General features: G+C 65.5%; 12 protein-coding genes and 4 pseudogenes. 1 reads left to right on the top strand and 15 read right to left on the bottom strand.

From position 1 onward, the window contains the following. Nucleotides 1–29: 29 nt before the first annotated feature. A pseudogene (locus tag BF95_RS18025) lies at nt 30–1,011 on the top strand (IS110 family transposase). A 626-nt stretch (nt 1,012–1,637) separates the two neighbouring features. On the opposite strand, the gene cobU reads toward BF95_RS18025, so the two are convergent. The 15 genes and pseudogenes from cobU to BF95_RS17950 form a co-directional block, all read right to left on the bottom strand. Further along, complete coding sequence (gene cobU, locus BF95_RS18020) at nt 1,638–2,165, bottom strand: bifunctional adenosylcobinamide kinase/adenosylcobinamide-phosphate guanylyltransferase (RefSeq protein WP_037476300.1); 528 nt, start codon at nt 2,163–2,165, stop codon at nt 1,638–1,640. After that, a complete protein-coding gene (locus BF95_RS18015; RefSeq protein WP_051520096.1) occupies nt 2,162–3,649 on the bottom strand; it encodes a cobyric acid synthase in 1,488 nt (495 codons plus the stop codon). The genes cobU and BF95_RS18015 overlap by 4 nt, the downstream gene beginning before the upstream one ends. Continuing rightward, nucleotides 3,637–4,586: pseudogene (gene cbiB, locus BF95_RS18010) on the bottom strand (adenosylcobinamide-phosphate synthase CbiB). The gene BF95_RS18015 and the pseudogene cbiB overlap by 13 nt, the downstream one beginning before the upstream one ends. Then, nucleotides 4,579–5,560 (bottom strand): annotated as a pseudogene (cobD, locus tag BF95_RS18005) (threonine-phosphate decarboxylase CobD). The pseudogenes cbiB and cobD overlap by 8 nt, the downstream one beginning before the upstream one ends. Continuing rightward, complete coding sequence (gene cobS / locus BF95_RS18000; protein ID WP_037476296.1) at nt 5,557–6,285, bottom strand: adenosylcobinamide-GDP ribazoletransferase; 729 nt, start codon at nt 6,283–6,285, stop codon at nt 5,557–5,559. The pseudogene cobD and the gene cobS overlap by 4 nt, the downstream one beginning before the upstream one ends. Next, nucleotides 6,282–6,863 (bottom strand): histidine phosphatase family protein, encoded by a 582-nt coding sequence (locus BF95_RS17995; protein ID WP_037476294.1) that lies wholly within the window; start codon nt 6,861–6,863, stop codon nt 6,282–6,284. Before BF95_RS17995 ends, cobS begins: the two co-directional genes overlap by 4 nt. Then, on the bottom strand, nt 6,860–7,876 hold the full coding sequence (gene cobT / locus BF95_RS17990) for a nicotinate-nucleotide--dimethylbenzimidazole phosphoribosyltransferase (protein WP_043153173.1): 1,017 nt from the start codon (nt 7,874–7,876) through the stop codon (nt 6,860–6,862). Before cobT ends, BF95_RS17995 begins: the two co-directional genes overlap by 4 nt. Next, a complete protein-coding gene (locus tag BF95_RS17985; RefSeq protein ID WP_037472918.1) occupies nt 7,873–8,280 on the bottom strand; it encodes a DUF1636 domain-containing protein in 408 nt (135 codons plus the stop codon). Before BF95_RS17985 ends, cobT begins: the two co-directional genes overlap by 4 nt. A gap of 25 nt (nt 8,281–8,305) precedes the next feature. After that, nucleotides 8,306–8,953, bottom strand: a complete 648-nt coding sequence (gene bluB, locus BF95_RS17980) for a 5,6-dimethylbenzimidazole synthase (RefSeq protein ID WP_037472928.1) — start codon at nt 8,951–8,953, stop codon at nt 8,306–8,308. Between the two features lie 14 nt (nt 8,954–8,967). Next, complete coding sequence (cobO, locus tag BF95_RS17975) at nt 8,968–9,594, bottom strand: cob(I)yrinic acid a,c-diamide adenosyltransferase (protein WP_037472919.1); 627 nt, start codon at nt 9,592–9,594, stop codon at nt 8,968–8,970. Beyond that, nucleotides 9,584–10,348, bottom strand: a complete 765-nt coding sequence (cobF, locus tag BF95_RS17970) for a precorrin-6A synthase (deacetylating) (RefSeq protein ID WP_037472921.1) — start codon at nt 10,346–10,348, stop codon at nt 9,584–9,586. Before cobF ends, cobO begins: the two co-directional genes overlap by 11 nt. Continuing rightward, nucleotides 10,345–11,067: a uroporphyrinogen-III C-methyltransferase gene (gene cobA / locus BF95_RS17965; protein WP_037472924.1), complete on the bottom strand. Its 723-nt coding sequence runs from the start codon at nt 11,065–11,067 to the stop codon at nt 10,345–10,347. Before cobA ends, cobF begins: the two co-directional genes overlap by 4 nt. Further along, nucleotides 11,064–12,398, bottom strand: coding sequence for a cobyrinate a,c-diamide synthase (locus tag BF95_RS17960; RefSeq protein WP_043153170.1), 1,335 nt, complete (start codon nt 12,396–12,398; stop codon nt 11,064–11,066). The genes cobA and BF95_RS17960 overlap by 4 nt, the downstream gene beginning before the upstream one ends. Next, nucleotides 12,395–13,191 (bottom strand): annotated as a pseudogene (gene cobM / locus BF95_RS17955) (precorrin-4 C(11)-methyltransferase). Before cobM ends, BF95_RS17960 begins: the two are co-directional and overlap by 4 nt. After that, the coding region (locus tag BF95_RS17950; RefSeq protein ID WP_043153168.1) for a cobalamin biosynthesis protein at nt 13,188–13,361 on the bottom strand (174 nt) is incomplete at its 5' end. The gene BF95_RS17950 and the pseudogene cobM, both read right to left, overlap by 4 nt.

Here is a 13,361-nt window from a genome sequence, read left to right as displayed (position 1 = left end):
ATCATAATTGACGCCGACCGGACTCCGTAATCGTCGCGCTACAACAGCCGATTTTGCGCGAGAAGCTGCGACGCAAGGAAATGATCGACTTCTTCCAGAAGCTGCCGTCAACGGTGGTCGCCATCGAGGCGTGCGGCGCCTCACATCATTGGGCCCGCCTGCTGGGCTCGTTCGGTCATGAGGTGAAGCTGATCGCACCACAATTGGCAAAGCCGTACGTGAAGCGCGGCAAGAATGATGCCGCCGATGCCGAGGCGCTGTGCGAGGCCATGAGCCGCCCGACAATGCGCTTCGTGCCGGTAAAGACCGCAGAACAGCAGGCAGCGCTAATGCTGGTCGGAATGCGCGACAGCTGGTGAGAAGCAGAACCCAACTCGCCAATGCGATCCGCGGCTACGCTGCCGAGTTCGGACTAACCACAGCCAAGGGCATATACAAGATCGAGCCGCTGCTCGAACGCACTGCAACCGATGAGACCGTTCCGACATTGGCACGCGAACTCTTCGCGTTGCACGCCAGCGAATACCAACAGTTGGAACGGCAGCTTGAAGACGTCGAGGCAAAGCTACTAGCATGGCACCGCAAAAATGAGTGCAGCCGACGCCTGGCCCAAATTCCAGGCGTCGGGCCGATTGGCGCATCGCTTCTCATGATGAAACGCCCGCCCCGGAACTCTTCGCGTCGGGGCGTCAATTTGCAGCTTGGCTAGGCCTGACCCCGAAGGATCACTCAACCGCCGGCAAAGCAAGGCAGGGCGTTATCACGCGCGCTGGCGACGAAGCATTGCGAAGTATACTGGTGGTCGGGGCCACATCATTGCTTCGACGTGTCAGGGATGGAAGCGGAAAAAATGCCACGCCCTGGCTGCTCTCCATGCTCAAACGCAAACCGCCCAAGCTGGTGGCCGTGGCATTGGCGAACAAAATTGCGCGGATCGCTTGGAAAATGATGGCCACCGGCGAAACTTATCGAAAAAGCGTCGTGCTATCAGAGTTGAAATGCACGGCATAAGAGATCAGGCAGCGATGGTGAGCGGACARTCAGAGCTACCATCCTGAACTGATGCGTGAACTTGCAAGAAACAGCAGATGGTGGATCGATCGATCCGAGACGCGTGATAGCCCGTATGCGCCAGTGGCCGTTGCAGGTCGCAGCCTTGTTTGGAACTCGTGTCGCGGAAACCATCTTGGCCAGCGTTCATGTGCGAACGCACCCACAGGCCGGACATATGAACGCAAGCGATCCGATCAATATTATCTGCCAAATCTTGCAGGGAGGGGGCCGTCCACATATGGCGCATCATGACAATTGGACGCCGCAAATGGGCACGTGGGTCGTGATCAATGCAGGTTGGTATCAGGTGCAACACCGGGATAAAATCGGGCCAGGCTGTCAAGACCGGTCGACAGTCGAGCACTGGCGCGCTTCGGTGATTACCTCTGCGGTCGGGGATCCCCGCGTCCGAAGGCGTACTCGCTAATCAGCGAGCCGCAGACACCGTTATTCCCGCTACATCATCTAGTGGAAGCTGTGCACCACAGTGATGGCCGGCGGCGTCACCGACACGCTGGATCTAGCTTTGCTCCATACCACCTGCCCCTCCGAGTTGCACAGTGGCAAGTGGTATGGCTAGCCGCTCATCCTTTAGGTTTCAGCGTCAAGGGAAGGCCGGCGAACATTATGACTGCCTCTTCAACCACTGCCGCTATTTCCTGATTGATGCGGCCCGCAACATCGCGAAACCTTCTGGCAAGGGCGTTGTCGGGTACAATGCCCAGACCCACTTCGTTGGCGACCAGAATGACCGGCCCCCGTGCGGCTGAAAGCGAGCGCGCCAGTCCGTCTGTAGCGGTAGCAGTATCGCGTTCCGCTAGCATCAGGTTCGAAGCCCACAACGTCAGGCAATCGACCAGCACCACCGTTTCCGGCGTGCTATATGCCGTGATTGCCACCGCCAGGTCCAGCGGTGCCTCGACAGTTGACCAGCGCGGACCGCGATCGGCGCGGTGCAGCTCGATTCGCTCGCGCATCTCATCATCGAAGGCCTGCGCTGTCGCCAGATAGACCAGTTTACCTGTCAGGGCCTCTGCCCGGCCCTGGGCAAAGCGGCTTTTGCCCGAACGCGCTCCGCCCAGCACCAGCAAATGGGGCAAGGCACTGCTCATGCGCTGTCTCTCGCTGGGACGGAGGCGGGTGGTTCCGCCATCGCCATCGCCACCAGCGCGTCGATATCGAGATGCTCCTCCAGCGCGGCTGCGATCTCGTCCAGCGCCGCCTCGACGGTGAAGCCATAGTCCACGCCCCCGGCTTCTACATCCATGCGCGACAGCAGCGCTCGGCGCAACTCCGCATCGGCCAGCAGGCCGTGGACATAAGAACCAAACACCGTTCCGCCCGCATTTATCGCGCCATCACGGCGTCCATCGGAAAGCAGGGCGAAGGGCCGCTGCGGGTCCGGCCCGCTGGTTTGCCCCATGTGCATTTCATACCCATGAAAAGGCGCGCCCATCGCCATACCGCTGACCGGACGCAGCGCCTTGTGTGCGTGCAAGGTCGTTTCGACATCGAGCAGGCCGAGGCCGCTTGCGGTGCTGGGCGGGCCTTCCAGACCATCGGGATCGGCGATGCTTTTGCCGAGCATCTGGTAACCACCGCAAAGCCCAAAGATCAGCCCGCCGCGCCGGTGATGCCCCAGAATATCGATGTCCCAGCCCTCTGCGCGCAGAGCGGCCAGATCGGCGATGGTCGCCTTTGACCCGGGCAGGATGATGAGCGCGGCCTCTGCCGGGATCGGCTGGCCGGGCGGAACCATGTGCAGGTCCACACCATGTTCGAGCTTCAGCGGATCGAGGTCATCGAAATTGGATATGCGCGGCAGGATCGGACAGGCGATCAGCTTGCGGCCCCCCGCGCGCGCCTTGCCGCGCTCCAGCACCACGGCATCCTCGCTTGGCAGCCGTGCGGTCGCGCCCAGCCACGGCACCACGCCGAATCCGCGCCAGCCCGACAGGCTCTCGATCTGGCGATAACCATCGGCGAACAGTGCGGGATCGCCCCGGAACTTGTTGATGATGAAGCCCTTGATCATCGCGGCATCCGCCGGGTCGATGATCGTCTTCGTGCCGACGATGGCGGCAATGACTCCGCCGCGATCAATATCGCCGACCAGCACGACGGGCACGCCTGCCGCTCGCGCAAAGCCCATATTGGCGATGTCGCCAGCGCGCAGGTTGATTTCCGCAGGAGAGCCCGCACCCTCGGCCACGACAATATCGCACGCCCGGCGGAGCCGGTCGTAGCTCGCCATAACTTCACCCAGCAGCGCGCCCCGTGCCTGCCGAAAATTGCCCGCGCCCAATGTGCCGCGCACCCGGCCATGCACGATCAGTTGCGATGTGCGATCGGCCTGTGGTTTCAGCAGTACCGGGTTCATGTCCGTATGCGGCTCCACCTTGCAGGCTATCGCTTGCAAGGCCTGCGCCCGGCCGATCTCGCCGCCATCGCTGGTGACAGCCGCATTGTTCGACATATTCTGCGGCTTGAACGGCAAGACCCGCAAGCCCCGCCGCACTAGGGCGCGGCACAGCCCCGCCACCAGCACCGATTTGCCCACATCAGAGCCGGTGCCCTGAAGCATTATAGCGCCCATGCTGCACCTCCTGCAATTCCGGCCGCCATCAACCACAGGCACAGACATGCACGGGCGTAGACGCCCAATCCGCGCCGCATATCCTCTGTCCGGGCCGGGCGGCCTCCCTCCCCAATCCAGAGCTTGTCCGAAACAATTCCGTCATAGGCAATTGGCCCGGCTAGGCGCAGCCCCAGCGCCCCGGCCATCGCGGCCTCGGGCCAGCCCGCATTGGGCGAGGTGTGCCTGGAAGCATCGCGCAACAATATCCGCCAGCCACCCCCGCCGCACAGGCAGATCAGAAATCCCGACAGGCGCCCTGGAATGAGGTTCATCGCATCGTCGGTGCGGGCCGCAGCCCAACCATAGGCGCGCCATTGCTCCTCGCGGTGCCAAATCTGCTGTCGGCGGTGTTGATCGCCTTATAGGCCCAGATACCGGGCAGCCCCAGCACCAGCAGCCAGAACAACGGCGCGACCACCCCGTCGCAGAAACTTTCCGCCAGACTCTCGATCGCCGCGCGGGTAACACCCGCTTCATCAAGCGCCGTCGTATCACGGCCAACGATCATGCCGACAGCGGCGCGCGCGGCGGGCAGATCCTGCCGCTCCAGCGCATCGGCAACGGGGCGGACGTGGTCGTACAGGCTGCGCTGCGCCAGACCCGGCCAGGCCAGCACAGCGATCAGGGGCCAGGCCCACGGCCCGGCGATTGCCACGAGCAGACTTTGCAGCATCCAGCCCGCACCGCCCGCCATACCCAGCAGGATCAGGACGGTGACCGCCCCGGCCATGCGCCGCTGTCCATCGGAACGCGAGGGGACATTCCAGCGCCGTTCCCGCGCGGCGATAATCCGCGCAAAAATGCCCACCGGATGGCCGATCCGGCGATACAGCGGCTGAGGCCAGCCCACTGCCGCGTCGAGCACCAAGGCCAGGAAAGCAGTCAGATCAATCATCAGCCAGCGCCGCATCAAGGCGATCCAGCGCCTCTCGGTCGGCGGGCAGGCCCAGGCGCAGCAGCGCGGATCGTAATCGAACGGCCGCGTCAGGATGGCATGTCGCGCAAGGCGTTCGAACAGCGCGGCGGCATCGTCGGTTTCGATCAGCCGGAACAGTGGGCAGGCGCCTATCGCGCTGAAGCCCCGCCGCGCCAGCACCGTATCCAGCGCGGTGGCCTGTTCGCGCAGGGCCATCCGCATGGCGGCTGTCCAGTCCACATCCTGATATGCCGCTGTGCCGATGGCCAGCGCCGCTGCCGATAGCGGCCAACTGCCCAGCCGCTGCCGATATTGCGCGATCAGCGCGCGCGGTCCCAGCACAAAGCCGAGCCGCACCCCGGCCAGCCCGAAGAATTTGCCGAACGAGCGGAAGATAATCAGCCGCTGTTCGTCCTGCACATGGGCGGCAAGGCTGCTGTGCGGGGCGGCATCGGCAAAGGCTTCGTCCACGACCAGCCACGCTGCGCTGTCGCGCCGCGCCTCCAGCCAGCCCAGCAGCGTCGCGGGCGGGGTGATCTGCCATCGGGGTTGTTGGGATTGGCGAGGATGAGGGTCGCTTCCTCTGTCCCCGCCAATTCGGTCAGGGCTACGGGACGGCTGCGGGGAATCATCTCGCCATGGGTGCGATAGCTGGGCTGGGCATGGATAGCGGGGCCGGGCACGATGTCGCCCAACATCCGCAGGCCGATCTCGGTGCCCGGCACCGCGCAAACATGGGCCGGGTCCGTGCCGAAATGGGCAGCGGCAGCGGCCTCCAGATCGTCCAGCGCGCCCGCGTCGGGCAGCGCCTGCCAGTTCATCGCCAGATCGCCCGCGCCGGGCCAGCCAAGCGGATTGATGCCGGTGGACAGGTCGACCCACGGCGCCTTGCCCATGCCGAACTGCGCCATGGCATCGGCCAACCTGCCGCCGTGAAAACTGAAGCTGTTCATGTCGTGTGTATCCATAGGCCCGTGATTGCCACGCTCAGCAGCAAGCCGGTTTCGATCAACTCGATGCCTGCACCATGGCCATCGCCGGAAATCCCGCCCAATGCGCGGCGCACGTGCCTCCCCCACCACAGAACGAGCAATGGTGTGATAAGCAGCGCCGGAGTGAACCACGCCGCCGCAGCCAGCGCGGCCGCCCAGCCCGCAAGATCGATCGGGCCGATCGCGGAACGGAATCGAGCCGCCAGCCCCTGATGCAGCGGCATCAGCCACCATGTCCACACCAGCGGGCCGATGCGCGCGGCAAACGGCACCAGTACCAGCGCGCCAAACGCCCGTGCATCCACCAGCATATCCAGCAGCACCAACTTGCTCAGCAGTTGCAGCACAATCGCGACAACGCCGAAGCTGCCGACATGAGGATCGGCCATAACGGCCAGCAGCCGCTCGCGATCTTTATGCGCCGCGCCGCTGGCATCGGCGAGGTCGGCCAGGCCATCAAGGTGCAGCGCGCCGGTCACGCCCACCCAGACGATCAGCGCGGCCAATGCGCCCAGCCGGTGATCGACCAGCGCGCCTGCCCATGCGGCTCCCGCAACCGCTGCACCAATAACCAGGCCTACAGCGGGAAACCAGCGCATGGATCGGGCGAAGGCGGCATCGTCAACGACAACCACGGGTGTCGGCAAGCGCGTCAGAAACTGCAGGGCGATGATGAAGCCCCTCACGGATAAAGCCCCGCGATCTGTGCTGTGGGGCGCTCGCCCGGTCCCTCAGCGGGCCAGACGCGCAACGCCAGCAGGCCGTTGTAGGGCAGATCAACTGCCCAGGTCTGGCGCACATCAAACCCGCAAAGCACCGCCACTGCTGCCCGCATCGCGCCTGCGTGCGTGACGATCAGCGTCGACCGGGCGGCCAGATCGCCAATGGCAGCGGACACACGGTCCACCAGCGCCGACCAGCGTTCTCCACCGGGCGGCGCATGGCCATCGGGATCGTCCCAGAATCGCGCCAGCGCCGCGCCTTCGACATCGCCCGGCGCCATCCCCTCCCATGCGCCAAAGTCCAGCTCGCGCCAGCGCGGATCGATTGACAGCGGCACGCCGGTCTCCAGCCCGATGGCCTCGCCCGCCAAACGCGCACGGGAAAGGTCGGAAGCGATCAGAACTTCCGCCGCCAGATCCCGCGCCTGATCGGCGCAGGCCGCGATACCTGTGGCAACAGGCGGCGCATCGGTGCGGCCGATCAGCCGCCCCGCGCCTTCCGGTTCGCCGTGGCGCAAGAGGTAAAGTGAAAAGCTGCTCACAAGCCGTCTGCCACCCCGGCCTCGGCAAATGTCGCCATACCATTGTGCGTGGCCAGCGCTGCCCGGATTACCGACACCGCCAGTGCCGCGCCGCTGCCTTCGCCCAATCGCATCCCCAGCGACAGCAGGGGATCAAGGCCCAAATGCCCCAGCAGTCGGATATGCCCCGGTTCAGCCGAGCAGTGCCCCGCCAGGCAATGATCAGTGATCGCCGGAACGGCGGCGGCCAGCGGCGCCAGCGCGGCGCAGCTGATGAACCCGTCCAGCACCACCGGAATACGCAGGCGGCGCGCCTCCAGCACGGCCCCGGCAATCGCGGCGATTTCGCGCCCGCCCAACCGGCGCAAAGTCTCAAACGGGGTGTCCGGCACATTGGCATGACAGGCCAGTGCCTGTTCCACCACCGCCACTTTGCGCGCGATTCCGCCCGCATCAACCCCCGTGCCCGGCCCGACCCATTGCGCGGGCGCGCCGCCATAGCTGCGCGCGCAGAGCGCGGCGGCGGCGGTCGAATTGCCAATGCCCATTTCGCCGACGACCAGCAGGTGCAGCCCCGGCTCCACCACCGCCGCTCCGGCAGAAAGTGCAGCAAGGCACTCCGTCTCGTCCATTGCCGCAGCGACGGTGAAATCCGCCGTGGGCCGGTCGAGATCGAGTGCAACCACCCGCAGATCCAGTCCGGCCGCCCCGGCCAGTGCGTTGATCGCCGCGCCGCCAGTAGTGAAATTGCCGACCATCGCGGCGGTCACGCTGGCGGAAAAGGCGCTGACCCCGTGGACGACGAAACCATGATTGCCAGCAAAGATCGCCGCGCGACCCTGTTTGATCACCGGCTGCGCTATGCCCTGCCATCCGGCCATAAACACGGCAATGTCTTCCAGCCGGCCCAGCGATCCGGCCGGCTTGGTCAGGATGGCCTGCCGCGCGCGTGCAGCGGCCATGGCGTCCGCATCGGCCACGGGCATATGCTCCAGCGCCGCTTCAAACGCGGCCAGCGTGGCAAACCGGCTCATTCTGTGACGAAGCCCTGCGGCGGGGTGCGGGTGATGAAATGGCCCTTCACCCCTTGCGGCCATTGCTTGAACGGCACCCGGCCATGCTCGCTGGCGGCATAGTGGACGGCATAGTCCAGAATGGCGGTGGCGGCGTCCTCGTCCGGCGTGAACCGGCCGAGCACATAGCCGACCTTGCCCGGTGCGCGCAGGTGGATGGTGCAGAAATCGGTGCAGGCGAACAGGCACGGCATCTCTTGCACGGCGACCCCGGCATAGCGCGCGTCGCTTTCCTGAACCGAGCGCAGCGCCGCCACCATCTGCGCGCCGCCGCGCATCCCGCCGTCATCCTCACGCGCGTCGGCGCTGTGGCGACAGGTGTTGCAGGCCACGATAGCGGGGCCATCCTCCACGGGTATCAGCATGGTTTTCTGGTCCTTTGATTGAAAATCATCGTTCGAACACCCGGTCAGCCCACGGCTCACGCTGCTGCCAGCCGCGCTGTTCCAGTTCGGGGGTATCGGACGTGTCTGCCGGGTAACCGATGCACAACAGCGCGATCAGCGACCAGGTGGCGGGAACGTCGAGCAGGGCATGGACCGCCGGTGGATCAACGATCGACACCCAGCCAAGGCCAAGCCCGCGCAGCCGCGCCGCCAGCCACAGATTGTGGATCGCCAGCACGCACGAATAGCGCAACATTTCGGGCATGGTGGCAATGCCAAGACCGTGCCCCGCCTCGGGCTGTTCGTCGCAGAACACCGCGATCAGTTCGGACGCCTCACGCAGTCCGTGCAGCTTGAGCGACAGGTAGTGATCGTACCGCGCCTGCCCGGCATAGCGCTCTGCCGCATGGGCGCTTTGCCCATCGGCATGCGCGGCCAGCGCCTCCCGTATGTCCGGCGTCCGCACGCGCACAAAGCGCCACGGCTGGGCATTGCCGACCGACGGCGCCAGCGCGGCGCAGGCCAGCAGCACGCGCATGTCAGCTTCCGCCACGGCGCGGCGGTCGAATTGCCGCACATCGCGCCGCCAGCGTAGCAATTGCGTGAATTGCTCCGTAAATTCCGCGTCGAACACAGGCGGGGCGTCGCTCAGAATTCGATCCCCGGTCAAAATTCAATGCCGGCCTGGGCCTTCACGCCTGAACGGAAGGGGTGCTTCACCATGGTCATCTCGGTGACAAGGTCCGCCACCTCGATCAGCGCGTCGGGCGCATTGCGGCCCGTGACGATCACATGCTTCATGGCGTCGCGCGCGGTCAGCACCGCCACCACTTCATCGACCGGCAGATAGTCATACCGCAGCACGATGTTCAGTTCGTCGGCCAGAACCATGTGATAGCTGGGATCGGCGATCATGCGCTTGACCTCGTCCCAGCCGGCGCGGGCCACCGCAATGTCGCGTGTGCGGTCCTGCGTGTCCCAGGTAAAACCCTCGCCCATCGGCTTGAATTCGACATGGTCGGGAAAGGCATCGAACACCGCCTTTTCGCCGGTCTTCATCGCCCCTTTGACGAACTGGACCACGCCCACTTTCATGCCGTGGCCGATGGCGCGAACCACCATGCCCAGCGCGGCGCTGGTCTTGCCCTTGCCCTTGCCGGTGTGGACGATCAGCAGGCCCTGCTCGCGGGTCTTGCTGGCCATGATCTTGGTCTGCGCGGTCTGCTTCTTGCGCATCTTTTCGGCGTGGCGGGCATCGTCGCTCACCGCTTGCACTTCGCTGTCAGTTTCCATCAATTTGTTCCTTTCGCATGAGGTAGACATCCATGATCCAGCCATGGCGCGCGCGCAGTTCGGCCCGGCACTGGGCGATCCGGGGGCCAGCCTCAGCAAGCACACCCCGCTCCAGCACTTCATGCGCCATGCCCAGATAGGCGCCCCACCAGATGGTGATGCCCTGCGGTTCCAGCACCTCAAAGGCAGAGCCGCTGTCGAGCATGACAACGAGCGTGTCGGTCCCTTCGGGCCAGCCCTGGCCGCGTAGCCTACGCCCGGTGGTGATCGTCACCGCCCCGGCAAGGGGATTGAGCGGAATGGCATGCGCGGCGGTCAGCAGTTGAATGCTTGTGATGCCGGGCACAACGCGCACCTGCATCGTAAGGCCGCCAGCTTTGAGTTTTTCGGCGATCCGTAAGGTGCTGTCATAAAGCGAAGGATCACCCCAGACGAGCAATGCCAACCGCCCGCCCGCTGGCAGATGCGTGGTGATCTGGGCGCGCCATGCTGCAGCGATAGCCTCGTGCCAATCGTCAACCGCTTGCGTGTAATCCCGGCCTGCGTCGCGAACCGGCATGTCGAATTCGACAATCGGCACTGGGCCGGTCAACACCTGCCCACAGATGGCGCGGCGCAGGTCGATCAGGTCGGACTTGGCGCTGTCTTTGCGCGGCAGCAGAATCAGGTCGGCGTTGTTCATCTCCCGCACGGCTTGCGCCGTCAGGTGATCGGGATTGCCCGTGCCGATGCCGATGAGGGAAAGCTCGATCATGCTTCCTCCAACAATGGGCCGTAGAGGATCAGGGCCGGGGCGAACCCCACGCCCTCAGCCAGCGTGTCTGCCAACCCGGCAACCGAGCTGCGCGTGAGACGCTGATCGGCGCGGCCCACATTCTCGGCCAACAACGCCGGCGTTTGTGGGGGCAGCCCCGCAGCGACCAGCCGGGCGGCCAGTTCAGGGAAGGTTCGCTTGGGCATGAACACGACGGTTGTCGCTTCGGCATCGGCCAGGGCTGCCATGTTGAGGTCATTAGGCAAGGCACCCGTCGCACCATGCCCGGTGATGAACTGGACCCGCCGTGAAAGCGCGCGCCTTGTCAGGGGAATGCCGGCAGTGGCCGCCGCTGCACTGGCAGAACTGACGCCTGGGATGATCTCGAAACCGATACCAGCAAGCCGCAATGCCTCGATTTCCTCCTCAAGACGGCCAAAGATCCCAGAATCGCCGGATTTTAGCCGCACTACACGGCCACCCGCAGCGGCATGATCCACGAGTTGGCGGTTCACCTCGGCCTGGCTGGGCGATTGCCGTCCCGCCCGTTTGCCGACATTCACCAGTGTGGTGTCCAGGCGCACGCGGTCAAGGATAGGACCGGAAGCCAGATCGTCGAACAGCACGACATCGGCGGCCTCCAACCGCGCCAACGCCTTGAGCGTCAGTAACTCGGGATCGCCCGGCCCGGCCCCCACGAAGGAAACAAAACCGGTCATGACACGTCCACGGGGTTCAGTGGCGCAATCATGTGGAAATAGCTGCCGGTGACATGGCCGCGATGCGATCCGGTTTCGGCCACCGCCGCGCCCTCGGCATCGGTCACCCGCGCCAGCGGCGCGTCGCTCTGTTCGACAATGGTTGAATAGTGGAACTCGTGCCCGCGCAGCCTGGTCCCGGCGGCAAGGCCCGATATCGGCACCAGCAGTTCGGCATGGCGATAGCCAAGGTGCATCTTGCGCTGGGCATGGCTGGTGACCAGCCCCAACAGCCCGGCCATCCGGTGCCGTTCACCACTCTTGTCGATCAACCCCTCACCCAGCACCATATAGCCGCCGCATTCGCCGTGAACGGGGCGCGTTTGGGCATAATGGCGCAGGCCGGACAGGAATGTCGCTGCGGCGGCGATGGTTCCGGCGTGCAGTTCGGGATAGCCGCCAGGCAACCACACCAGATCGGCATGGGCGGCGGGCGCTTGATCGGCCAGTGGCGAAAACGGCAGGATCTCCGCCCCGGCGCGCCGCCACCCTTCGATCAGATGCGGATAGACGAACGAAAAGGCGGCATCGCGCGCCATGGCGATGCGCTGGGCCGGCGGGACGGGCAGCTTGCCGCCATCGGCTTGTGGTTCGGCACCGGCGGCACGGCGAACGGCATCAAGATCAACATGGGCGCGCAGGAACGCCGCAAACTCGGCAATCGCGCGATCAAGGTCGGGATGCTCCACCGCCTGAACCAGCCCAAGATGGCGTTCGGGCAGGGTCAGGTCGCCGCGCCTTGGCAGGGCACCCAGCACCGGAATGTCCACCGCCTCCATGCCCTTGCGCACCAGCCGTTCATGACGCGGACTGGCCACGCGGTTCAGGATCACCCCGGCAAATGGCAGCCCCGGATCAAGGCTGCTGAACCCGAGTGCGGTGGCGGCGGCGGACTGCGCCTGCCCCGATACATCCAGCACCAGCACGATGGGCCAGCCCATGCGGCGGGCCATGTCGGCGCTGGCACCATTGCCCGATGCGCCCTTGCTGGCCACGCCGTCAAACAGGCCCATCGACCCTTCGGCCAGCACCATGTCCGCGCCCGCAGCCTGCCCCGCGATGGCAGCGATCAGATCGCCTTCCATCGCCCAGCTATCAAGGTTGAAGGACGGTCGGCCACAGGCGGCGCGGTGAAAGGCCGGGTCGATATAGTCCGGCCCGCTCTTGAACGGCTGCACCGCCAGCCCGTCTTCGGTGAGCGCGCGCAGCAGGCCCAGCATCACCGTGGTCTTGCCGGTGCCCGATGCGGGGGCGGCGATCATCAATCCCGGAGTCTGGTGGCGCGCGCTCATTCCGATGCCCCCGCAAACCGCGAACCGGCATCCTGAGGCCGAAAGCGGCGGTCATAACCGGGCGCATAGAGGCTGCTTTCGGCAAAATCCTGCGCCGCCAGCACCCGCCCGACCAGGATCAGGGCGGTGCGTTGCAGATTCTTGGCCGTGCTGCCCGCCACGGCCTGTTCGATGGTGTCGAGCGTCGCCCGGACAATCTGCTGATCGGGCCAGCTGGCGCGCCAGACCACCGCGACCGGGCAATCCGCGCCATAGGCCGGCGTCAGGTCCGCCACCACTTGCGCCAGATTGTGAACCGAAAGGTGAATGGCCAGCGTCGCGCCGGTAACGGCAAAATTGGTCAGGCTTTCGGCGGGCGGCATGGTGCTGGCGCGGCCCGGCGTGCGGGTCAGCACCAGCGATTGTGACAGCGCGGGCAGGGTCAGCTCTGCCTCCAGCGCAGCGGCGGCGGCGGCGAACGCTGGGACACCGGGCGCACGGTAAAGGGAATGTCCATCGCGCGCAGCCGGCGCAATTGCTCGCCCATCGCCGACCAGACTGACAAATCGCCCGAATGCAGCCGCGCCACATCGTGCCCGGCGGCATGGGCAGTGGCGATCTCGGCCATGATCTGGTCCAGTTCCAGCGGCGCGGTGTTCACGATCCGGGCACACGGCGGGCAATGATCGAGCACGGCGACCGGGATCAGCGACCCGGCATAGAGGCACACCGGGCTGCCCGCGATCAGATCGCGTCCGCGCAAGGTTAAAAGGTCGGGCGCGCCGGGACCGGCGCCGATGAAATGGACGGTCATGTTGGGGTTCCCTGAAAGGTGACACTGGCCGCAATGGCGCACGTGGCCATGCGGTCGGGCGAGATGCGGCGCGGCGACAGCAGGCGCGCGCCGGCGCCTGCTTCGGCCATGGCGGATGCTTCGGCCACGCTGCCGACGTGGCGGGCGGTCAGGCTGGCGGCGGAGCGCGT

Origin of the sequence: Sphingobium sp. Ant17 (assembly GCF_000588875.1) — a bacterium.
Lineage (GTDB): Bacteria > Pseudomonadota > Alphaproteobacteria > Sphingomonadales > Sphingomonadaceae > Sphingobium.
Note: the sequence above shows the minus strand (reverse complement) of the source record. Positions and strands in the feature narration are given on the sequence as shown.